Below are 21466 nucleotides of genomic sequence, written 5' to 3' on the forward strand. Positions count from 1 at the left end.
TCCGGACATCAGTGTTTGGGGATCCTGGAGAGGAAGTCCTTTGCGCGGTCGGTGTTCGGGCGGGTGAAGAACTCGTCGGGTGTCCGGTCCTCGACGATACGCCCGTCGTGCATGAACACCATGGGGTTGGCGGCCGAGCGGGCGAAGCCCATCTCATGGCTGACGACGACCATCGTCATGCCCTCACGGGCGAGTTGCCGCATCACCTCGAGCGCCACGCTGACCAGTCCGGGGTCGAGGGCGGAGGTGCGCTCGTCGAACAGCATCGCCTTGGGGTTCCATCGCGAGGGCCCGGGCGATGGCCACACGCTGCTGCCGGCCACTGAGAGCTGCGCCGGGTACTTGGCCGCCTGGTCGGCGAGGCCGACCCGGTCGAGGAGTTCACGCGAACGCCGGTCGGCATCCTCCTTCTTGCGACCCCGGGCCCTGACCTGACCCAACGACACGGTCTGCGGGACCGTCTTGTGGGCGAAGAGGTCGACCCCGGCCCCGGCGGGCCGATGACCACGACCACCTCCCCCTTTCCGACGGCGAGGTCGATGTCCTGGAGGACATGCAGCTCCCCGTAGTACTTGTTGACGTCAGGTAGTTCGATCAGAGGATCGACAACGACCATGCGCAGCCCTACTCACTTTCAGCAGCTGTGTCGTGGTTGCCGCAAACTATCCAGACCTGCATGCCGGAAATGCCCGACACGCACCATTTATTCATTAGCCGTATTTACAAGAGACCTCTGGCCACGGGTTCACGATTCGGCGACTTCGGCGTACAGCTGCGACAGCTCGGGCGCCCCGCTGACCGCCCACTCCTGACCGGAGGCCACGACGTCGAACTCACGGCCCGAGTCGAGCCGTACGACCGGCTGCCCGTCGGCGCGGATCTCCCAGACGGCACCGGACACCGTGCGCACGATCACGGTGCCGAGGTACAGCCCCGCGTCGTTGCCGAGCCAGGGCAGGATCTCCTCGTCACCCCGCCAGCCGGGCAGCAACTGGTCGAGTGCCTCCAACGAGGCGGCGGTGTCGTCGAGGCGTACACCGCTCCTCGACGCCTGAGAGCGGAGCAGGTCGCACTCGGAGAGGAGTTCGGCGATGCCCTCGGGATCGAAGGAGCCGGGCTTCTCACTCCGGTGGCCCAGAAAAGGGATCTTCATAACACCCAGCGTGTCATTCGCACCGGCGTACGCACCACAGGCGCGCGGGCGGTCGTTTCGGGGCGATTTACGCTCCGGCCGGGGGACGGGCCGGCGTCATCACTGCGCGGAGGTGCGCCCTTGCGTGCGGTGGTCGTAGTACGCCCACGCGGTCGCCGCCATCACGGCCGCGAGCCCGACGGCCAGGATCCGCACGGCGCCGCTGGTCAGGTAGGCGACGGAGCCGACGAGTCCGGCTCCGAACATCATGATCAAGCGGCTGATGAAGCGGGCTCTCGGCAGCTGGGGCTCCTCCCGGTCCTTGAGGTCGTGCAGGGCGTCATGAGCCGGATGCGCGGAACCGCGCTGGGCGCGGGCCCGGTATGTCAGCCCGTAGCTGATCAGCGCATAAAGCGTGAGAGCGCCCAGGACATGGAGCAGGACGTAGGGATCGTCGCTCGCCCCTCGTGCCAGGTACACGACACCTCTTTCCTCTCAGGAGGGCTTCACCGGTGAGCAGAACTCAACTGCCGCTGCCACCATCGGCGTCGGCGGGGCGGAAGCATGCCGTGACCGTCTTGCCGTGCCGCTGGCACCTCACCCCCCACTCGTCGGCGAGCTTCCGCACGATCGCCACTCCGCGGCCGGAAGGCTCCTCCGGCTTGGGTTCACCCTGGCGCGGCAGTGTCGGGTCCTCGTCGTGGACGCTCACATGAAGGCGGTCGCCGTCCCACGTGAGGACCAGGTGCGCGTCGCTGTGCGCGTGGATGTGCGCATTGGTGATCAGCTCGGACACCGCCAGCACAATGGCGTCGATCTTGTCCGGCTCGGCAGCGGCCCAGGGCAGGGACTCAAGACGCCCGCGTGTCCACTCCCGCCCGGCACGCACTCCCTCGGACATGGGGAACGAGTGCGCCCATCCCATCGCCTTCACCGCCACTGGCCCCGGCCTCCTCACTCGTCCCCGCACCAGCACGTGCATGCACCTAGTACCCTGCACCCGCCGCAACAGACACACGGACACGAGGACGCCGCCGTCTTGCGGCCGCAGGAGCTCACACGTCGAGGTCGACGACGACCGGCGCGTGGTCCGATGCGCCCTTGCCCTTGCGCTCCTCCCGGTCGACGTAGGCGTCCTTGACCGCCTTCGCGAACGGCTCGTTGCCGTACACCAGGTCGATGCGCATGCCGCGGTTCTTGGGGAAGCAGAGCTGGCGGTAGTCCCAGTAGGTGAACGGGTGCTCGTACTTCAGCGGCCGTGGGACCACGTCCGACAGGCCGGCCTCGCGCAGGGAGGCCAGCGCGGCGCGCTCGGCCGGGGTGACGTGGGTGAGTCCCTCGAAGGCGGCCACGTCGTGGACGTCGTCGTCCGTGGGTGCCACGTTGTAGTCGCCCATGACCGCGAAGGGGCGGCCGCCGGCCGCGTCCCCGGCGACGGCAGCCTTCAGTGCCTCGAACCACTGGAGCTTGTAGGTGTAGTGCGGGTGGCCCACCTCGCGTCCGTTGGGCACGTACACCGACCAGACGCGGACCGGGCCGCAGGTCGCGGAGATCGCGCGCGGCTCTCGCACACCGTCGTAGCCGGGGTCGCCGGGCAGGCCCTTGACCACGTCGTCGATGCCGACGCGGGAGAGCACCGCCACGCCGTTCCACCGGCCGGTCGCGTGGACGGCCGCCTCGTAGCCCAGTTCGCGCAGCTGGTCGACCGGGAACTGCTCCTCGGCGACCTTGGCCTCCTGCAGGCACAGCACGTCGGTGCCGCTGCTCTCCAGCCAGGCCAGCAGCCTCGGAAGGCGGGCGGTGATCGAGTTCACGTTCCAGGTCGCGATGCGCATGCCTCACAACCTACCGGGCGGGTCCGACAACGCGGCCCGCCCGGGTTCGTCACACCTCCGCCGAGGCCCCGGGAGCCAGCCGCAGGTGCTCGGAACCGCCGAGGGCGCCGATCTGGTTGTCGTAGATCGGGCGGGCGAGGTCGGTCAGGAGGGCGTCGTGGATGTCGTAGGCGCGCTGCGGCTTCACCTCGCGGACGTAGTCGATGACCTCGGAGATCTTGCTCCAGGGTGCCATCACCGGCAGCATCAGCGTCTCGACGGCGTGGTCGGGGACGGTGAGGGCGTCGCCGGGGTGGAAGACGCGGCCGCCGTCGACGAGGAAGCCGACGTTGGTGATGCGCGGGATGTCCGGGTGGATGACGGCGTGCAGTTCGCCGTGCACCTGGATGTCGAAGCCCGCCGCGGTGAAGGTGTCGCCGTGGCCGACGGTGTGGACGCGGCCCGGGAAGGCGGCGGAGATCTTCTCCGCGACCGACTTCAGGGTCCAGATCCGGGCGGCGGGGTTGGCCTCCATGGCGGCCCGCAGCCGCTCCTCGTTGAAGTGATCGGGGTGCTCGTGCGTGACGAGGACGGCGTCCGCGCCGGCGGCGGCGTCCGCCTCGCTGAAACCTCCGGGGTCGAGGACGAGCGTCTGCCCGTCCTTCTCGAGCCGGATGCAGGCGTGCGACTTCTTCGTGAGCTTCATGGGGTCCATCCTGCCGCTCCCGCGCTGGGTCGCTCACCCAGGTGCTCACTCCTCGGGAGTGGTCTCCTCCCGGATGACCTGCTGTGCCACCTTGAACGCGCTGTTGGCGGCGGGCACCCCGCAGTAGACCGCGGCCTGGAGCAGCACTTCCTTGATCTCGGCCGGGGTCAGGCCGTTGCGCAGGGCGGCTCTGGTGTGGAAGGCGAGTTCGTCGAGGTGACCGCCGGCGACCAGGGCGGTGAGGGTGACACAGCTGCGGGAGCGCCGGTCGAGGCCGGGACGGTCCCAGATCTCACCCCAGGCGTAGCGGGTGACGAACTCCTGGAAGTCGCCCGAGAACTCGTCGGCCTGCGCCAGCGCCCCGTCGACGTGCGCGTCCCCGAGCACCTCGCGCCGCACCTTGAGCCCGGCGTCGTACGGGTCCGGCCGCCCCATCACCTGGGGCGGTTCGACGACGGCCGCGGCGATCTCGGCGATCGGCGAGGGCTGCGGGGGCGCGGCGGCCAGGACCGGCTTGACCGGGGCCGCGGGGATCGCCGTCTGGCCGGTGGTCGAGTCGTAGGCGGGCTGCCAGGCGGTGGAGAAATGCCGGACCAGGAGGTCGGTGACGGCGGCCGGCTGCTCGACCGGGACGAGGTGGGAGGCGCCGGGGACGACGGCGAGCCGGGCGTCCGGGATGCCGGCGACCAGCGTGCGGGCCTCTGCGGGGCCGGTGACCTGGTCGTCCGAGCCGACCAGCACCAGGGTCGGCACGCCGACGCGGGACAGCTCGTGCCGTACGTCGAACGCGGCGAGCGCCTCGCAGGCCGCGATGTAGCAGCCGGGGTCGGTGGTGCGGACCATCTGCACGGCCCAGTCGGTGATCGCGGGCTGGGCGGCGGAGAACCCGCTGGTGAACCAGCGGTCGGGCGCGGTGCGGGCGATCGGGTCGAGCCCGTTCGTACGGACGATCACGCCGCGCTGCCGGAACTCGTCCGCGGTGCCGAAGCGGGGGGAGGCGGCGTTCAGCGCGAGGGAGGCGACTCGCTCGGGGTGGCGCAGGGCCAGCTCGACGCCGACCGCACCGCCGAGGGCGCAGCCCGCGTAGCCGAACCGGTGCACGCCGAGGCTGTCGAGGGTGGTGAGGAGCCGGGCGGCGAGGTCACCGACGGAGCCCGCGGGATACGCCGGGGCCCCGCCGTGGCCCGGCAGGTCGAACCGGAAGACCCGCCACTGCTTGGCCAGCTCCGGGACCTGCCGGTCCCACATGTGCCATGTGGTACCCAGTGAGGGACCCAGGATCAGGACGGGAGCCTCTTCTGGCCCGTCAAAGCGGTATTGCAGGGTGTTCGGTGGTGTCTCGCTCACCCTTCTGAGCCTCTCATCTGTCACGACAGCCCCTATGAGCGGGGGGCTGGCTGTAGCTGTCTTACCAGGTGGAAGACCTCCCGGGCCGCGTAGCGTTTGAGGCAGCGGACGATTTCGCGCCGCGTCTTGCCCTCCTTCATCCGGCGCTCGTAGTAGTCCTGAGTGCGCGGGTCGACCCGCAGGCGGGTGAACACGATGCGATGGAGCGCAGCGTTGGCCCGCCGGTCGCCGCCACGGTTGAGACGACGCACCTGCCTGCGCCCCGAGGAACGCTCCACGGGACTGACCCCGCACAAAGGGGCGAAGGACGCTTCACTGTCCAGCCGTTCCGGGTTGTCCCCCACCGTGATCAGCAACGTGACCGCCGTGTCCGGGCCGATTCCCACCACGTCGAGCAGTTGCGGGGCGTGGCATTTCACGAGCCGGGCCAGACGAGCATCCACCTCCCGGATCTGCTCGGAGAGCTGGCCAATCCGGGATGCCAGCAGACCCAAAGTGATCCGGGTGGCCCGCAGCACCGACTCCTCGCCGACATCCTCGCGACCGCTCACGTCGGTGAACCGTGCACAGGTGCGGAAGAGTTCGGCATTACCCAGGCCGACCAGCTCTTCTCGAAAGGCGGGATCGGCGATGACGAGAACGGCCTTGAGCTGGTTGATGGTCTGGGTTCGGGCTTTGACAGCCAACGCCTTCGTGAGTTTGTACATCCTGGCGATCTGCACCGGCCCGTCGCCCGATTTGGCACGCGCGCAGGCCCGCCCGCTCAATACGGCTCGCGCCGCGTTCTGGGCATCGAGCGGGTCAGATTTGCCGCGCCGACGGCGGTCCGCCCGGTCCATCCAGTTGACGTCAAACACGTCCACGCCCTGGGCCAGCAGATAGCGGGACAGGGATGCCCCGTAGGAGCCGGTCCCCTCCACCCCGGCCCGCCTCAAGGCTCCCGACTTCCTGGCCCACTCCAGCAGATCCCGATATCCGGCAGCGCTGGCAGGGAACTCGTCGGTGGCCAGCACCGCCCCCGTCAAGGAGAGCACCGAAGCCACATGGGCATCACGATGTGTATCCACTCCCAACACCACCTCCCCCGCAGGGCGGCGACGGCGGGACTTCGGAGCAGGCGACGTACTGGACGTGGTCGAATTCGCCATACTCGATCCCTTCCCGGTCTTATGACATGTCGCGTTGCCGGTACCGGACCGCGTCGGGCGGTCAGAATCGTGAGGACGCCACAGCGATCGGCAGGCCCCTATCGGGACACGCCCCGCCAGTCCGGTACACCGACCGACAACGCACCATCCCCGGCCAAAGGCCGACACTGTGACAGCGGGACACTTCGGTCACAGCCCCTATGAGCGGGGTGCTGGTTGTGGCTGTTTGACCAGGTGGAAGACCTCGCGGGCCGCGTAGCGTTTGAGGCAACGGACGATTTCGCGTCGGGTCTTGCCCTCCTTGATCCGGCGCTCGTAGTAGTCCTGGGTGCGCGGGTCGACCCGCAGGCGGGTGAAGACGATGCGGTGGAGCGCGGCGTTGGCCTGCCGGTCGCCACCGCGGTTGAGGCGACGGAACTGCCGGCGTCCCGAGGAACGCTCAACCGGGCTGACACCGCACAGCGCGGCGAACGACGCCTCACTGTCCAGCCGTTCCGGGTTGTCCCCCACCGTGATCAGCAGAGCGACCGCCGTGTCCGGACCGGTCCCCACCACGTCGAGCAGCTGCGGGGCGTGGCATTCCACGAGCCGGGCAAGACGAGTCTCCACGTCCCGGATCTGCTCGGAGAGCTGGCCGATCCGGTGAGCCAGCAGGCCCAATGTGACCCGCGTGGCCTGCAGCACCGACTCCTCGCCGACCTCCTCGCGACTGCTCGCGTCCGCGAACCGCGCACAGATGCGGAGGAGTTCGGCATTGCCGAGTCCGGCCAGTTCTTCCCGCAAAACGGGATCAGCGGTAATGAGGACGGCCTTGAGCTGGTTGATGGCCTGGGTGCGGGCTTTGACCGCCGACGCCTTCGTGAGTTTGTACATTCTCGCGATCTGCACCGGCCCGTCGCCCGTTTTGGCCCTGGCCCGGGCCCGCCCGCTCAACACGGCTCGCGCCGCATTCTGGGCATCGAGCGGATCCGATTTACCGCGCCGCCGACGATCCGCCCGGTCCATCCAGTTCACGTCGAGCACGTCCACGCCCTGGGCCAGGAGATAGCGGGACAGGGACGCCCCATAGGAGCCGGTCCCCTCCACGCCGGCCCGCCCCACGCTTCCCCACTTCCTCGCCCACTTCAGCAGATCGCGGTATCCAGCCGCGGTGGCCGGGAACTCGTCGGTAGCGAGCACCGCCCCCGCCAAGGAGAGCACCGAAGCCACATGGGCATCCCGGTGCGTGTCCACGCCCAGCACCACCTCCCCCGCAGGGCGACGACGGGCCCGCGCAACAGGCGTCGTTCCGGGCAGTGTCGAACTGCACATGCCCGTTCCCCTTCCCGTCCGATGGCGTATCGCGTTGCCGGTACCGGGCCGCATTGGACGGTCAGAATCGTGAGGACGCCACAGCTATCGACAGGCCCCTATCGGGACACACCCCGCCAGCCCGGCACCGGCAACGCACCGTCCCCGACCAACAGCCGACACCGTGTGATCGAGACACTTCGGTCAGAAATATCATGAGTCAGGCCATGGGCCCGGGACAGCACCCGCCCATCCTCCCGCCCCCATCTCGCTATCGCCCCAGAACCGCAGGACATGCTCAATCCCGCGCATGCAACACCCCGAACCTGATCCCGGCCGAGCACAACAGCACACGAAGGCGAGCGGCACGATCAGGTGTCGCCAGGGGCAAGCCCTGGGACCTACCTCGTCGCCACCTTCCGAGCGCCCACCCGGGAAACCCCAGCCCCGGCAAAATGGCCCTCTACCAGAAACGGCACCCTCATCGGAATCGCCACCAACCTCAGCCCCCAATGCGGCTCCTCCTCCCTGCCTCTCACTCCGGGCTCAGCTCGTCGGACCCATCAGGAACGGGAGCCCTCTATCGTCCGCGGCATCATCGACGCCTGAGCCACAGTCCGGCAGCACGGTCCCCGTTCCGGCCCGCGACTTGCCAGCACCGAGGTCGGGCACGAGAGTCAGCCACCCCCGAAGGCCGGTGTGGCTGCTGATTCCACATGATGAGTCATCGGGAAGATGTCGGCTTCGGCGAAGTTCGTTAGGGCACAGGTCAGAGCCCATTTCACGGCCCGCTGTACCACGAGCGTCATGAGCAACAGCCCCCTCGCCGAGGGATACAGGCGAGGCTGCCTCAACTCGTCCACGGCGGTTCTCCCGCCTGGGCCGGCCTGGGTACCGGAGTGCACAGCACCGGCTCCGGCAGCATCCACGTCACAGGCACCAGTCTTTCTGCCGAGCCCTGGGGTGCCGTTCTTCTGCCGTCGCCTCCCGAATAAGGGATAGGGGTAGGCGGTGATCATCCATATGGGTTAATTCAGGCGCCTGGCCTGCCGCCCGGGAATCGGTTCGCTCACCGTGGAGGCATGGACGCCCCGCAGACAGGTTCGGGCACTTCCAGGCCCGGGACGGTGCTGCGGTGGGCTCGGGCAGTGGGACTGGTGGGGGATGAGGTTGAGCAGCGGCGGCTTGCCGCGATGAGGTTGGAAGCACTCGCTGAATGGGCTCTGCCGCGGGCCGGAGCCCAGGACGTGGCGCTGACGGCCCAATGGGCGGTGTTCATCTGCTGGGTGGACGACCTGATCGACCGGCGAGGCATGGGGGTGGTCGCCGGGGAGGTGGAGGAGTTGACTGCTCCTTTGCGTGAAATCCTGACCGCCGGCGGTGGTCTGATGCCCGCGGCAACGGCCCCGTATGCCGCAGTGCTGAGAGGGCTGTGGGAGCGCACGGCCGAGGGGATGTCCGCCCAGTGGAGGGAGCGTTTCACCGCGGATTACACCGACTTCTTGGATGCGACCGAGGAGGAAGTGGCCCTGCGCCGCCACGGTGTCCGACTGTCCCTTGAGCCGTATGTGCGGTTGCGCCGCCGAACGATCACCCTGCTTCCGCTTCTCGATGTGCTGGAGCGCACCGGCAATGCTCCGCTGGTGGAGTGTCCGCAGGTCAGTGCCCGACTGGGCGAGCTACGGCAGGCGTTGGCCGATGTGGCGGGATGGGCGAATGATCTGGCCTCGGCGGCCGACGACGCGGCTGCCGGTCAGGACAATCTGGTGACAGTTCTCGCCCGGCAGGACGGCTGCTCCCTGCCTGCGGCCCGTGCACGGGCCGCTGTCATGGTCGCCGGCCGCCGCAGCGGCTTCCGCACCGCCGCTACCGCTCTGCGCACGGGCCAGGGCGTGCCCCCTGAGCGGCAGGTAGACGTGTGCCGGTACGTGGACCTGACGCAGACGTTCATGGCCGCCACGCTGCGCTGGCTGGCCCGCACCGGGCGCTTCACTCCCGAACCCGGGCCGCCGGCACCCCCTCACACGTCAGGGCCGCTGCTCTGACCCGAAGAGGGGCCATTCGACCGGACGCACCAGGTACAGGCCGGACACGACGATGTGGAGGAACTGACCCCGATGAGAGCAGCTGCCCCTGTTGCGTGCATGCCCCGCTGGCCACATTCCGCGCTGCCTGCCGAACTGGTCCCCGCCACCGCACGACTGCACTCTCATCTCCTGGGCCTGATCCGGCCGGACGGAACCCTGCACAGTCCGTGCCGCAGCCGCGTCCTGGAATCCGCACTGCTGTTGGCCCTCTTGGACCGCGCCCGAGTGGAACCCGCCGCCCGCAGCCGCCTGGCCGCCTACTTGTCCTTGCACTGCAACTCTCCCGAACCGCTGGACCGGCTCATGGCCCGGGCCGCCCTGCACCACAGGCCCGACCCGGCCTGCCTGTTGGATGTAGAACGGTTCCTCGCCCGGGCCCCGGACTTCACCGGCCCCCGCAAACGCGCCCTGTTGCATGCCGTCCTGACGCTCCTGGACGCCGCCCCCACCGACGACGAGATCCCCACCTCCCCCGAGGCGTCCAGTCTGCACGGTCTGCACACGTGGGCGCGCGTCCAGGTCACCGCGGTCAAAGCCGTCCTCGCCCACGCCCGCGGGCACCGCCTGATCGACAAAGGCGATCTGGAACTGCTGCGCTCCACCCAGCGGCCCGGAACCGTCTGGGAGGCCAACCTGCTCATCCACCTCTCGGTACTGCACGCCCTGCTACCCGTCCCCGGCCAGTACCCGCTGGTCGTCGAGGGGGTGCGGACCGCGCTGCGGCACCAGCGTCCCGATGGCGGGATGCCGTTCATCTGCGACGAGGACACCTGGGTCACCGCCACCGCCGGGGTCGCCCTGCACGCTGCCGGAGCCGGCGCACCGGTCGTGGACCTCATCGCCCGGCGCCTGGTCGCTCTCCAAGACCCCGCAGGCGGCTGGTCCTTTACGGATGGTGTCCAACTCCCGGACGTGGACTGCACGTCGGTGGCCGTCGAAGTCCTCCACCTCGCCGGCCCCGACACCTACCGCGCACCGCTGCAGGGCGCACTGCGCGCGCTGCACGCCCTGCGCGGCAAGGACGGTGGGTTCCCGACCTACCTGGCCGGCGCGCCGTCGGAAGCCTGCATGACCGCCGCCGCAGCCAATGCCCTCAGCACCCAGGGCCCGGCCTACCACCGTGAGTTCGCATCAGCCCTCAGCTACATCGCCTCCCAGCAGCGCCCCGACGGCTCCTTCCCGCCGGACTGGAGCAGCAGCCGCCTGCACACCGTCTCGCGCGCCGTCCTAGCGGCCTCCCACCACCCCCACAGAGGCCCCGGCAGCCTCGCACAGCACATCATCAGAAAAGCCGTGACGTTGGTGGCAGACTGTCAGAACGCCGACGGCGGGTGGGGCCAGCAGGACGGCGACGCGAGCGACGCGCTGAGCACCGCCTACGCCCTGACGGTCCTTACGACCCAGAACACTCCCGGCCCCGCCGGCCGGGGCGTCGCCTACCTGCTCACCCAGCAACGCTCCGACGGATCGATCGCGAGTATCCCGGACTCGATCGGCCCCCGCCCGTTCGGTTTCACCGTTCCCGCACTCGCCGATGTCTTCACCCTGCTCGCCCTCGGCCACCTCACCCGCCGCCTGGAATCCGCCCCATGCCGAACACTCCCGGTGAGCAATCCTGACCACGGTGAAGGCGTCATTCGTTCGTGTCCAGGCTGCAAGCAGGCCGGTCCTGGACGCGGCGTCACGGGTGGCAGTGTAGGAGGTCAGTTGTGGCGAACTCTGCGGGCGGCCGACGGCCACCCTTTTCGGCCCCACCAGAGCAGTGCGCCTGGTGCGGACCGGTCCCGCGGCCAAGGGCGTTAGTGGTTCTCAGGCAAGGACGACTGGCTTGCCGCTCAGCGTCACACCGGCTTGGCGTAGTTCACTGATCGCCATGCTGGTGGTATCGGCGGCAACGCCGGCGGTGTAGTCGAGCAGGACCCGGACGGCGAAGCCCGCTCGTACGCCGTCGAGCGCGGTGGCCTTCACACAGTGGTCGGTAGCGATGCCGACGACGTCGAGCTTGCTGATGTGGCGGGCGCGCAGCCAGTCGGCCAGTGATGTGCCGTCCTCAGTTGAGCCCTCGAAACCGCTCTTCGAGGCGGAGTACGCCCCCTTGTAGAAGACCTCGTGCACGCCGCCAGAGGTGACGGCGGGCGCGAAGTCCGGATGGAACTCGCCTCCCTCGCTGCCGACGACGCAGTGCTCGGGGAAGGAGCTCTGAAAGTCCGGGTGCTCGGAGAAGTGGGCCCCCGGGTCGATGTGGTGGTCTCGGGTGGCGACGATGTGCGCATACCTGCCATCGGCGCGCCGCACCAGGTCGGCGATGGCCACGGCCCTGCCCGCGCCGCCCTTCACCGGGATGCTGCCGCCCTCGCAGAAGTCCTTCTGCACATCAACAACGATCAGTGCACGGCGCACGGGAACCCTTTCTCTCGGAAGAAGCCATTGCCGGTATGGTCGCTCCCTTCGTCGGTGGGCCGACGCAGCACTCGCCGGTACTCACCCGATAGGGACGCACTTGGTGAAAGGGTCCAGCTGCGGGTCGAGCACTTGGCCGAGACTCAAGCACCGGGCACACCTCTGGGTGCCCGCCGTCTGGCGCACCGGATCGATCGGCCCACTTCGGGGCCGTGCGGCCAAGGAAGTCGACCTCGACGGAGCCTCGGAGCCGCAGAGCTCGCTCTCTGTGGGAGCTGCTTGGAGCAGGCCCGCGCCCTTACGGGTGTGCTGGCTGGCCGGTGATAGCCGGGCGCGTGCGGCGCAGTGTGTCGTGCACGGGAGTGGAGCGGGTCGGAGTGTACGTCGCGCGCTGGTGGTCACTCCCTGTCCCTCTGGCCGCTTGCACCCTGATCCTGGCGTGGACATGGCCTGATCCTTGGAAGGGGTGCGGGTGGCTGACTCACCTCGTGACTGCGCGACGATTCTCGCGCAGGCCGCGACCTTGGTGCGTCCGTTAGTCCGGTCCCGGGTTCACACTCTGCCTCCTCGGATCCGGCATGTCGCCGGGCTGCATTTCGGCTGGTGGACCGACGACGGCACGGTCCTGGACGCGCCGCCTGTCAGCAAGGGTGTGCGCCCGGCCCTCGGACCTCATGGCACCGGCACATCACCCTCGCCATGCTCGCGCTGGCCTTCCTGACCGCCCTCGCCGCCGAAGCGGTCCACCGGTCCGCACCGCCCGACTCGCAACAGCGAACCGATCTCCTTGACCGTCCCGGAGGTTTGCCACCTGTGCACCCTCGTCTTCGGCCCGCCGGCCGTGACAGCTGCCAGGCTGCTGCACTGGTCGATCTGGCGCAGACGCCACCAGGCAACAGCCCGACGCAGCCACTACCGACGGCGATCCAACCACGAACTCGCTGGATAGATCACGAAACCGCACTGGAGTACCAGCACGACTCGATCAGGGCGACGCGGTCAGCAGTCACAGACCCCGCCGTAGGGCCCTTCCACCGACGCCGGCCCGGCACATCGCACGGCAGACCGCGACCGGAGCCCGGCCGACGGCGGCATTGGCGTTCGGGCGTGTTGTCGATTTAGGCTGCGTCGATTCGTGCCGTTCACGGCGGCAGCCCATCGACGGAGAGGAAAGCCGATGATGCAGCAGGCATCGGCCACCGACCCGGCTCCCGGGCGCCGCCCCGAGCTGGTCCCCGACCCGGATGCGGAGGCGGCCCGGATCGCTGCGGTGCGCCGCTACGACATACTCGACACTCCGCCCGACGGGGCGTTCGACCGGGTGGCGGCACTGGCTGCCCGGCTCTTCGACGTGCCGGTGGCGACCGTCACGGTCGTGGACACCGACCGCATCTGGTTCAAGGCCGCCCACGGCCTGGAGGGTGTCACGGAGATCGGCCGTGATCCGGGCCTGTGCGGCTCGGCGATCCTGCGCGATGACACGATGGTCATCCCCGACACTCTCAAGGACCCCATCGCGGTGGACAATCCGCTGGTCGCCGGAGAGATGGGGGTGCGTTTCTACGCCGCCGCACCGATCATCACCCCCGACGGGCACCGGCTGGGCACGGTCAACGTCCTCGACACCCGGCCGCGCTCGATCACCGAGGAGGACACCGCCACTCTTGCCGATCTCGCCGCGATCGTGCTGGACGAGATGGAGCTGCGGCTGTCGGCGCTGCGCGCCCTGCGCGACGAGCAGGCCCGCCGGGAGGCGGAGAGGCGGCACGCCGAGGCGGAGCGGGCAGCGCGGGAGAAGGCGGAGCAGGACAAGGCCGCCATCGCCGCGTTCGCCTCCACCCTCCAGCGCACCCTCCTGCCCCCGGCCCTTCCCGTGGTGCCGGGCCTGGAACTGGCCTGCCACTACCGCACCGCCTCCGCCCACGACGTGGGCGGCGACTTCTACGACGTCTTCCCCCTCGACGGCGGCCGGTGGGCGTTCTTCCTCGGTGACGTGTGCGGCAAAGGCCCCGAGGCGGCGACCGTCACCGCCCTGGCCCGCCACACCCTGCGCGCCACGGCCCAGATCGACGCCGACCCCGTCACCGTGCTGAGCGCGCTCAACACCATGCTGCTCACCGACGTCACCGCCGGCCGCCGCTTCTGCACCGTCGTCTTCGGCCTCCTGGAGCCCCGGGAGGACGGCGGCTTCACCGTCACCGTCGCCACCGGCGGCCACCCTCCGGCCTACCACGTGCGCCCCGACGACAGCGGCGCCGTCTGGGTGCGGGCCATACGCCCCAAGGGGGGCATGCTCGTCGGCGCCTTTCCCCAGGCGCCTTTCGCCCAGACCACCTTCTCCCTGACGGCCGGGGAAAGCCTGTTCCTCTACACCGACGGGCTGATCGAAGCCCGCACCACCGAGGGCGCCATGCTCGGTGACGACGGCCTGGCCGGCTTCCTCCACCAGCGCACCGGGCCCGTCACCGCCACCTCCCTGGTCGAGGACAGCATCACCCTGCTGGCCTCGCTGCCCGACGGAGCCGGCGACGACGTGGCCCTGCTGGCCCTGTCCGTCCCCCACCCTCACACCACCCCCGACGGCAGTGTCGCTGCCACCGCCCACACCGCCGCCGCGCCCGAACACTTCGGCCAGGAGTGATGACCGACGTGACCGACACGCTGCATCTGACCGTCCAGCACCCCCGTCCCGGCCTCGCCATCGCCACAGTCGCCGGGGACGTGGACATGCGCACCGCGGAAACCCTGCGCCGCGACGCCTCGATGATCATCGAGCAGGGGTCTCGGCACCTGGTTCTGGACCTGTCACAGGTCGGTTTTTGCGACTCCGCCGGTCTGAGCGCGCTCATCGGTCTCTGGCACGCCGCCCAGGCGGTGGGCGGTGCACTCGGGCTCGCCGACGTCCCCGACCGCCTGATGCGGATGCTCGTCCTCACCGGTGTCGACACGATCCTGCCGGTCCATGCCACCGCCGCCGAAGCCGTCACCACCATGACCGACAGCCAGATCACCAGCGCAGGCGAGCACGGCTCGATCACCCACGCCTCCGCAGGTGGCGGAGCCAGTGCGCCGACCCGGGTGGAGCCCATGGCCTGCGACAGCGCGCGCAATACCTCTGCCGACCTGAGCTGATCGCGTCGACCCCGCCAGAGGGTTCGTACCAGCGATCGGGCCCGGCCCTCCCGCCGGAGGACGGGGTCCGAGCTGATCCCTTCCCCGGGCGCCGCGGTGGGCGAGCTGGTTGCGCATCACTTCGATCTCCCCGACACCGACAGGCGCACGTTATCAGCTTTACGTGCGAGGTCCATGACGGTCGGTGCCGTCGCGGTCCTTGCCCCAGGCGGTGGAGACGTCGTAGATGCCGCCGGCGTTCTTCTTGGGCGGTGCTGGCGCCGCCGTTGACGTCGAGGTAGCCGCCGTCGTTCTTGTAGAGGTTGCGCAGGTAGATGATGTCGCCGCTCCTGACCGGGCTTCCGGTGGCCTGGCACGAACCGGAGACGACTCCCAGGTGCCCGTGCCCGTGCCCGTGCCGGGGCCGCGGTTGGGGACGGTCGCCGTGGACACCTGGTACCTCGCTCCCCCGCCGCCGCTGGCGCCGCCGTTGGTGTCGAGGTAGCCCGCCGACCAGGCCCGCGTCTGCGACGCCTCTCCCGCGCTGGCCCCGCTGGCGAGGCCGAACAGGGCGACTGCCGCCCCTTGACGTAACCGGTGCTGCTCAGCGGCGAAGGCGAGCTGAAGCGGAACCGTGGCGCAGGCCGCGTTGCCGACGCCGGGGAACGCGGGCACCACGCTCTCCGGGCGGATTTCCGCGCGGTCGCACAAGACGTGCAGGAAGGGGACGGAGGGTTGATGGACGCAGACGAGGTCGAAAGCGTCCAGGTCCGCGCCCTGTTCTGCCAGCCACAGCGTGGCCTGGGTGTCGAGTCCGTGGAAGGAGGCGAGCAGCCGCTCGGAGTCGATGTGGATTCTGGGGCATGCGGGACGCCTGGTAGGTATTGAAAAGCGTGGCAGCCGGCCACCCGGCGGAGTCGGCCAGGAACATGGAGGCGAGGATGCCCGGTGAGTTACCGGCCTCGACCAAGACGGCCGCGCCCACATCGGCGCCGGTCAGGGACGCCAGCCGAGGCGGTCTTAGTTGGCTGCCGGTCAGGGTCCAGCGGCTGAAGCGGCTGAGGGTTTCATCGCAGGCGATCAGTACGCCGCCGGTAGGAACCGGCGCGGATCAGGCGTCGGCGACCTCAAGAACGTTCAGCACGCCGTTGCAGGCGCTGGAGACGTCGAAGACCGTCGGGGACGCGCAGTCCGGGGCTGCCTTCCCGCAGCCGGTCCTCGATCCGGGGAGCAACGTCTGCGACCGCCCAGGTCAGCTCACCTCACATCCGACGGCTCAGGGATCGGTGGGTCCGTATCGGCGCCGCAGCTGTGTGGGGTTCAGGGGTTTGCTCCTCCAGGGTTGCGGGAGTGCTCCGCCTCGGTGAACAAGGCATGCTCCAGAGCGTCTAACCCGAACAGCATGAGCACGAGCAGTACCGGCAGCATCAGAACGATCACGGCCATGACGCCTCCCGGGGAAGCGGTGACACAGGTGACTACTCCTGCTGCTCCAGACTGCTCCGAACGGGGGGTGGGCGCCTGTTCAGGCGTGAGGCCGTTCGAGTGAACGACTCGGCCGTCCATGCAGGTCAGAGGGACGGGCGTGACCGCTGCTGGGGGGGCCAGGGTCATTGCTTCGATGCGATCCAGGTGGAAAACATCCCGGGCCGCGTAGCGCTTGAGGTTGCGGACTGTCTCGCGCCGGGTTTTGCCTGCAGGCGGTCCGCACGATCTGATGCAGGGGCCGCGTTCGCTTGTCGGTCGCCGCCCCAGTTGAGGCGACGGTGCTGCCGGCTGCCCGGGGAACGCTCGACTGGGCTGACGCCGCACAGGGCCGCGAAGGACGCCTCACTGCCCAGGCGTTCCGGGTTGTTGCGCGGCGGTTGGAGAGGCAACGTGGTCCGGCGCGAGGGTCATGAAGTCGCGTGCTGCCCATCTGTGGCTGGGCGAAGACCCGGCTGCGGGAAGCAGGCGGGCCGACGGGCGGGCTAGCCTGATCAGCGACACCTGAAACGAGACAGCCAACCTGGAGAGACAGCTGCCCTTTTCTCGTTCTTGCCGCACTCGCCCGCAGCGTGCCGGCCCCCTTGCCTGTTCGAAACCACCGCTGTCCTACCCCCACACTGCGCCGGCCGTTGCGCATGTGAGTGACGCTCGGTCACGTAGTTCGAGTAAGGCCGTCCGCCTGTTCGGGAGCTCCCGGACAGGGTCTGACCTCGGCAGACGACCGGTTGACCGTCCTGTTGAACAGCGAGCCGTTCCTTACGCTGGGTCGCAAGGGGCGCCCGCCCCTGTGACGAACTCGAGGCGGAGGAGCACTGCCGTGACGGACCTCGTACTGCTCGCGGGCGGACCGGTGACGATGACCCACCACATCACCGGCACCTACTTCATGTGCAACGACTGGCACGATGGCGTCGGCAACCACACCCAGACCTGGGCACAGGACCCGTTCGCCAAGGACAACACCTCGCATCGGTGGTTCCTGCGGCAGAACACCGGCGGCACCGTGCGCATCGAGTCGTACGCCAACCACCGCTGCCTCACCGCCGGTGCCAATCCGTCCGACATCGTGACCCTGCGGGAAAGCACCGACAGCCTCAACCAGCACTGGCGGCTCGTTGCCCATGCGGAGCGAGGCAACGACTTCTACCTGGTCTCGGTCGTACACCCGCGCTACGCCCTGGCCATCGCCGATCACCTCCAGGGCAACGACCGGCTGGTCGGCCTGACCCGCATGTGGGGCGGCCCCAACCTCTCCCAGCTGTGGCGGATCTACCCCTCGTCAGAAGACCAGGACTGACAGCCCCCAGCACGCTTCGAAGACATCCACGGCAGACGCGTATGACAGGCCCGCCCTCGGAGGGCGGGCCTGTCATACGGTCATCTCCAGCAGGCAGTCAGGGCAGGCGATGTCGGCGGCTCGGAGGATGGCCGCGAAAAGCGCTGCTCCGGTTTCCTCGCCAACACCCCGCGGGCCTGAAGCCAAGTCGTCGTCGCGTAGATGACGAGACGCTGGCGGGCCGAGACGCACCGGTCGCAGCCGCTGATCCGGACAGGTGGATGGTGATCTACCCCTGGCTCGACGTACTTCCAACGATCAGTGCAGGCCCGGAAGGAAGAGGCCCGTGCTCACCGTGATCACACAGTCCGGGCCCTCGCCCTGCGCGCCAACGAGGAGCGGGAAGGGCGCTGGAGGTGGAGGACGAGCAGCGCCAGGGCGCCGGTTGCCGCGGACCAGGTGAGGGTGAGCAGGCCGTTGGACCAGGGGATGTGCGGGGTGAGGGCTGAGCTCAGTGCCAGCTGGGTCACGCCGTACAGGGGAAGCGCGAACACGCCTGCCACGTCCATGAGCGTGTTGAAGACGGGATTCTGCAGGCCGGTGTCGACCAGGCTGAGCATGATGATGAGGAAGAAGCCCTCCAGCTCGCCGCGGACGAGAGAGCCGAGCAGAAGGCCGATGCCGCCGTAGGCGAGGCCGGCGCCGGCAAGGGCCAGCGCCAGGGGTGCCGCGTGGCGAACGGGCAGGGAGATGCACAGCAGGATCGTGGTGTAGCACGCCAGTACCGCGGCGGTGAGGGCGACGGCAGCGAGCTTCGCCAGCAGCATCGGCAGCCGGGGATAGCCGGCCAGCAGCAGACGGCGGTCCAACTGCCGGGACAGGAAGGTCTCGGTGAAGGTGATGAAGCCGGCGACCATGGTGACGGCGCCCAGCGCACTGGCCACCTGCCCCACCTGACCGGCCGGGACGGAGACAGGGGCGCTGATGGTGTCCAGCGAGATGCGCACCACTTGGTCGGAGGTGCACAGGCGTGCCACGGTGATCCAAACCGGGATGAACGCGACCGCCAGAACGAGGGCCAGCCGGTTGCGCAGGTGGCCCAGCAGAGTGCAGCGCAGCAGTTGGGTGAATGCCGTCCAGGAGAGCCTCATCGGTCGGTCCCCTCGAAGTGCAGACGGCCCTGGCGCAGGTGAGCGATCGCGTCGAAGTGGTGCAGGTCGTGCAGCAGGTGGGACACCACGATGATCGACCGGCCTCGGTCACGCAAGTCGGCGGCCAGGGTCCAGAACCGCTGATGGGTGTCCCAGTCGAAGCCTTGGTAGGGCTCGTCCAGGACCAGCAGCTGAGGATCGTGCATGAGAGCGATCAGCAGGTTCACTTTCTGGCGTGTTCCGCCGCTGAGTTCGCCGACCTGCTGTCGTCGGCAGTCGGTCAGCGCCAGCAATTCCATCAGCTCGTCGGCGCGTTCCAGTGTCGGCAGCCGGTAGGCCGTCCGAAACAGCCGCAGATGCTGTCCGACGGTGAACGCGTCGTTCAGCACAGCCCGTTGCGGGCAGTACCCCACTGTCCCTGTCCGTGTCACCGTTCCGCGGTCGGGTGCGAGGTGTCCTACGGCGACCCGAAGCAGAGTGCTCTTCCCCGCGCCGTTCTCGCCGACGACTCCGACCAGCGTCCCGGCGGACACATCAAGGTCCACGTCGCGCAGGACCTGCCTGCGGCCGTACGCCTTGCAGACTCCGCTGATCAGCAGCCGTGACTGGTGTCGCGTGGTTACTGCCTGCACATGAGCCCCTTGAAAGATCGGACAGGTGGAGCGAGCCGACCCGCAGGAAAGCCCGCCACGGTGGCCGGGACCGCGCAGGCTCACGTCCGCCGGCCTGCCCGGCTCATGACGGCTCAGCCTCGTCCGGCCCGGACGGTCCGGCCTGGCGTGCCGGACCCGCCATGCGAGGCGGCGCGCTGCCGCCCGATGCCCAACGACTGCATATGGGCCGGTGTAACGGCGCCGGCTCGATGTTCCACACCCGCCAGTGGGGCGTGACGTGCGCCGCGGTCCGCCGTTGTAGGAATCGATGCCCCCGACACCACAGCGAGACCTCGGCGCTCCCACGATCGTGATCGGAGCCGGCCCCCACGGGCTGGCGGCCGCCGCGCTACTCAAACGCTTCGACGTACTGACCGTGATCCTCGAAAGGTCGGACCGAGTAGGAAACAGCTGGGCGCAGCGATACGACCACCTGCGCCTGCACACCACCCCCGGCACCTCGAAACTCCCCGGCCTGCCGGTACCGCGCCAGGCCGGCCCTTGGGTGAGCCGCGACGACTACGTGCGCTACCTGGAGAGCTACGTCGCCCACCACCGGCTCGACGTCCGGCTCACCACCCCGGTGCTGCGCATCCAGCGGGCCGGGCCCGGCTCGGACGCCCGCTGGCTGGTCCACACCCCGGACGGCACCATCCCCACCGACGCGGTCGTGGTGGCCACCGGCCGCTGCCACACCCCGCACGTCCCCCACTGGCCCGGGCGTGCGGCCTTCACCGGCAGGCTGCTGCACTCGGCCCGCTACCGCTCCCCGGCGCCCTACCGCGGACAGCACGTCCTGGTGGTCGGCGCCGGCAACAGCGGCACCGAGATCGCCGCCGTCCTCGCCGGGGCCGGAGCCGCGCGGGTACAGATCTCGGTGCGTACCCCGCCCAACATCCTGCCCCGCTCCAGCGCCCGATGGCACGCGGTCGGCCGGCTGACGAAAGCTCTCCCGCTGGCGTGGCGCGACCGCACCTCCCTGCTCACGCAACGTGTCGCGGTGCCCGACCTGACCTCGCGGGGACTGCCGCGGCCCCGCACGGGCCTGTACACCCGTAACGCCCGCGAGGGGGTCAACCCGGTGCTCGACCACGGCTTCGTGGACGCCGTGCGGTCCGGACGGGTCGAACCGGTCACGACCGTCCGGGAATTCGACGGGCCCGACGTGGTACTGGCCGACGGCACCCGACTGCGGCCCGACACGGTCATCGCCGCCACCGGGTACCGGACCAACCTGAACGACTTGGTGGGCTCACTGGGCGTACTCGACGAGGACGGACTCCCCCTCGTCGTAGGGTCGGAAACCCATCCCGAAGCCCCACGCCTGTATTTCGCCGGCTACACCAATCCCCTCACAGGGGTTCTCCGCCAGGCGGGCATCGAGGCGCGCGCCATCGCCCACGCTTTTCGCGGTGAGAAGGCCCGATCGACCCCTTCTCGCCCCTCGGGGGAATGCTCCGAGCTGACGGAGTTTCGGAAGCCTGACCCTTCAGCGTTTGCCCTGCAGGGCGATGGGACGCCGCGGTGGCAAGCATGGATGTTACGTCGGAGAGCAGCGCAAGCGCATGCTGTGATCTGTCCTGGCCGCAGGTCAGCGGGTGTTCGCCGGAATCCGGCGGTGAATGACCCAGGAGAGGTTGGACTCGGTGGCGAAGGACCAACTCCGGAGTGATAAGCCCGAAGTATTCCGATACTGCCGGAGCGCTCGGTTGCGCCAGCGGCCTTCACCCGGCATTCAGCATGCCTTCGCGCAGACGCGACAGAAGGCGTGTGATCAGGTATCCGCTGCCTGCCGGGCGTATCCGGCGCGGTGGCGCTCGATGGCCAGGGCGGCCGTGGCGGCCGGGACGACGCGTCCGGCAC

19 protein-coding genes and 2 pseudogenes are annotated in these 21466 nt (G+C 69.3%); 6 read left to right on the plus strand and 15 right to left on the minus strand.

Annotated elements, in window-relative coordinates:
- Nucleotides 1–8: 8 nt before the first annotated feature.
- The 9 genes and pseudogenes from IG99_RS14545 to IG99_RS14585 form a co-directional block, all read right to left on the minus strand.
- Nucleotides 9–616 (minus strand): annotated as a pseudogene (locus IG99_RS14545) (amino acid ABC transporter ATP-binding protein).
- A 129-nt stretch (nt 617–745) separates the two neighbouring features.
- A complete protein-coding gene (locus tag IG99_RS14550; protein WP_037673846.1) occupies nt 746–1153 on the minus strand; it encodes a DUF6278 family protein in 408 nt (135 codons plus the stop codon).
- A gap of 99 nt (nt 1154–1252) precedes the next feature.
- The gene (locus IG99_RS14555) at nt 1253–1612 is read right to left on the minus strand and encodes a hypothetical protein (protein WP_063768314.1); all 360 of its coding nucleotides are present in this window, start codon (nt 1610–1612) and stop codon (nt 1253–1255) included.
- Nucleotides 1613–1655: 43 nt separating this feature from the next.
- Nucleotides 1656–2072, minus strand: coding sequence for an ATP-binding protein (locus IG99_RS14560; RefSeq protein WP_078947703.1), 417 nt, complete (start codon nt 2070–2072; stop codon nt 1656–1658).
- Nucleotides 2073–2187: 115 nt separating this feature from the next.
- Nucleotides 2188–2967, minus strand: coding sequence for an exodeoxyribonuclease III (locus IG99_RS14565; protein WP_037673849.1), 780 nt, complete (start codon nt 2965–2967; stop codon nt 2188–2190).
- A 49-nt stretch (nt 2968–3016) separates the two neighbouring features.
- Nucleotides 3017–3652, minus strand: coding sequence for an MBL fold metallo-hydrolase (locus tag IG99_RS14570; RefSeq protein ID WP_037673930.1), 636 nt, complete (start codon nt 3650–3652; stop codon nt 3017–3019).
- Between the two features lie 45 nt (nt 3653–3697).
- Nucleotides 3698–4999, minus strand: coding sequence for a bifunctional 3-oxoadipate enol-lactonase/4-carboxymuconolactone decarboxylase PcaDC (gene pcaDC / locus IG99_RS14575; RefSeq protein WP_037673851.1), 1302 nt, complete (start codon nt 4997–4999; stop codon nt 3698–3700).
- 32 nt (nt 5000–5031) lie between these two features.
- The gene (locus IG99_RS14580; RefSeq protein ID WP_037673853.1) at nt 5032–6147 is read right to left on the minus strand and encodes an IS110 family RNA-guided transposase; all 1116 of its coding nucleotides are present in this window, start codon (nt 6145–6147) and stop codon (nt 5032–5034) included.
- A gap of 198 nt (nt 6148–6345) precedes the next feature.
- A complete protein-coding gene (locus tag IG99_RS14585; protein ID WP_037673856.1) occupies nt 6346–7458 on the minus strand; it encodes an IS110 family RNA-guided transposase in 1113 nt (370 codons plus the stop codon).
- Nucleotides 7459–8519: 1061 nt separating this feature from the next.
- Between IG99_RS14585 and IG99_RS14590 the strand changes: the two genes are divergently transcribed.
- Complete coding sequence (locus IG99_RS14590) at nt 8520–9482, plus strand: terpene synthase family protein (RefSeq protein ID WP_158973182.1); 963 nt, start codon at nt 8520–8522, stop codon at nt 9480–9482.
- A 99-nt stretch (nt 9483–9581) separates the two neighbouring features.
- A complete protein-coding gene (locus IG99_RS14595) occupies nt 9582–11327 on the plus strand; it encodes a prenyltransferase/squalene oxidase repeat-containing protein (protein WP_051865387.1) in 1746 nt (581 codons plus the stop codon).
- A gap of 6 nt (nt 11328–11333) precedes the next feature.
- Here IG99_RS14595 and IG99_RS14600 read toward each other — a convergent pair whose 3' ends face one another.
- Nucleotides 11334–11924 carry an isochorismatase family protein gene (locus tag IG99_RS14600; protein ID WP_037673858.1) on the minus strand — a complete coding sequence of 197 codons (591 nt, stop codon included), beginning with the start codon at nt 11922–11924 and terminating at the stop codon, nt 11334–11336.
- A 1177-nt stretch (nt 11925–13101) separates the two neighbouring features.
- On the opposite strand from IG99_RS14600, the gene IG99_RS14605 reads away from it, so the two are divergent.
- The gene (locus tag IG99_RS14605; RefSeq protein WP_063768315.1) at nt 13102–14565 is read left to right on the plus strand and encodes a PP2C family protein-serine/threonine phosphatase; all 1464 of its coding nucleotides are present in this window, start codon (nt 13102–13104) and stop codon (nt 14563–14565) included.
- A complete protein-coding gene (locus IG99_RS14610; protein WP_051865388.1) occupies nt 14565–15056 on the plus strand; it encodes an STAS domain-containing protein in 492 nt (163 codons plus the stop codon). The genes IG99_RS14605 and IG99_RS14610 overlap by 1 nt, the downstream gene beginning before the upstream one ends.
- A 159-nt stretch (nt 15057–15215) precedes the next feature.
- Here IG99_RS14610 and IG99_RS45360 read toward each other — a convergent pair whose 3' ends face one another.
- The 3 genes and pseudogenes from IG99_RS45360 to IG99_RS52005 form a co-directional block, all read right to left on the minus strand.
- Nucleotides 15216–16022 (minus strand): 3-oxoacyl-[acyl-carrier-protein] synthase III C-terminal domain-containing protein, encoded by an 807-nt coding sequence (locus IG99_RS45360; RefSeq protein WP_078947705.1) that lies wholly within the window; start codon nt 16020–16022, stop codon nt 15216–15218.
- A 333-nt stretch (nt 16023–16355) separates the two neighbouring features.
- Nucleotides 16356–16481, minus strand: a complete 126-nt coding sequence (locus IG99_RS51395) for a hypothetical protein (RefSeq protein ID WP_267882530.1) — start codon at nt 16479–16481, stop codon at nt 16356–16358.
- A gap of 283 nt (nt 16482–16764) precedes the next feature.
- Nucleotides 16765–16891: pseudogene (locus tag IG99_RS52005) on the minus strand (transposase); the annotation flags it as partial.
- A gap of 449 nt (nt 16892–17340) precedes the next feature.
- Here IG99_RS52005 and IG99_RS14625 point away from each other — a divergent pair.
- On the plus strand, nt 17341–17820 hold the full coding sequence (locus IG99_RS14625; protein ID WP_037673862.1) for an RICIN domain-containing protein: 480 nt from the start codon (nt 17341–17343) through the stop codon (nt 17818–17820).
- 338 nt (nt 17821–18158) lie between these two features.
- Here the strand turns inward: IG99_RS14625 and IG99_RS14630 are convergent, their stop codons facing one another.
- Nucleotides 18159–18950, minus strand: coding sequence for a hypothetical protein (locus tag IG99_RS14630; protein WP_037673865.1), 792 nt, complete (start codon nt 18948–18950; stop codon nt 18159–18161).
- Complete coding sequence (locus IG99_RS14635; RefSeq protein ID WP_078947707.1) at nt 18947–19582, minus strand: ABC transporter ATP-binding protein; 636 nt, start codon at nt 19580–19582, stop codon at nt 18947–18949. Before IG99_RS14635 ends, IG99_RS14630 begins: the two co-directional genes overlap by 4 nt.
- A gap of 289 nt (nt 19583–19871) precedes the next feature.
- On the opposite strand from IG99_RS14635, the gene IG99_RS14640 reads away from it, so the two are divergent.
- Nucleotides 19872–21275 carry a flavin-containing monooxygenase gene (locus IG99_RS14640; protein WP_234311850.1) on the plus strand — a complete coding sequence of 468 codons (1404 nt, stop codon included), beginning with the start codon at nt 19872–19874 and terminating at the stop codon, nt 21273–21275.
- Nucleotides 21276–21466: the final 191 nt, after the last annotated feature.

The organism is Streptomyces griseus subsp. griseus (assembly GCF_000720255.1).
Taxonomy (GTDB): Bacteria; Actinomycetota; Actinomycetes; order Streptomycetales; family Streptomycetaceae; genus Streptomyces; species Streptomyces griseus_I.

Coding starts and splice junctions, on each gene's coding strand:
- IG99_RS14550 (WP_037673846.1), bottom strand. CDS start 1,153: ATGAAGATCCCTTTTCTGGGCCACCGGAGTGAGAAGCCCGGCTCCTTC.
- IG99_RS14565 (WP_037673849.1), bottom strand. CDS start 2,967: ATGCGCATCGCGACCTGGAACGTGAACTCGATCACCGCCCGCCTTCCG.
- IG99_RS14570 (WP_037673930.1), bottom strand. CDS start 3,652: ATGAAGCTCACGAAGAAGTCGCACGCCTGCATCCGGCTCGAGAAGGAC.
- IG99_RS14580 (WP_037673853.1), bottom strand. CDS start 6,147: ATGGCGAATTCGACCACGTCCAGTACGTCGCCTGCTCCGAAGTCCCGC.
- IG99_RS14585 (WP_037673856.1), bottom strand. CDS start 7,458: ATGTGCAGTTCGACACTGCCCGGAACGACGCCTGTTGCGCGGGCCCGT.
- IG99_RS14590 (WP_158973182.1), top strand. CDS start 8,520: ATGGACGCCCCGCAGACAGGTTCGGGCACTTCCAGGCCCGGGACGGTG.
- IG99_RS14595 (WP_051865387.1), top strand. CDS start 9,582: ATGCCCCGCTGGCCACATTCCGCGCTGCCTGCCGAACTGGTCCCCGCC.
- IG99_RS14605 (WP_063768315.1), top strand. CDS start 13,102: ATGATGCAGCAGGCATCGGCCACCGACCCGGCTCCCGGGCGCCGCCCC.
- IG99_RS14610 (WP_051865388.1), top strand. CDS start 14,565: ATGACCGACGTGACCGACACGCTGCATCTGACCGTCCAGCACCCCCGT.
- IG99_RS45360 (WP_078947705.1), bottom strand. CDS start 16,022: ATGTGGGCGCGGCCGTCTTGGTCGAGGCCGGTAACTCACCGGGCATCC.
- IG99_RS51395 (WP_267882530.1), bottom strand. CDS start 16,481: ATGGCCGTGATCGTTCTGATGCTGCCGGTACTGCTCGTGCTCATGCTG.
- IG99_RS14630 (WP_037673865.1), bottom strand. CDS start 18,950: ATGAGGCTCTCCTGGACGGCATTCACCCAACTGCTGCGCTGCACTCTG.
- IG99_RS14640 (WP_234311850.1), top strand. CDS start 19,872: ATGCCCCCGACACCACAGCGAGACCTCGGCGCTCCCACGATCGTGATC.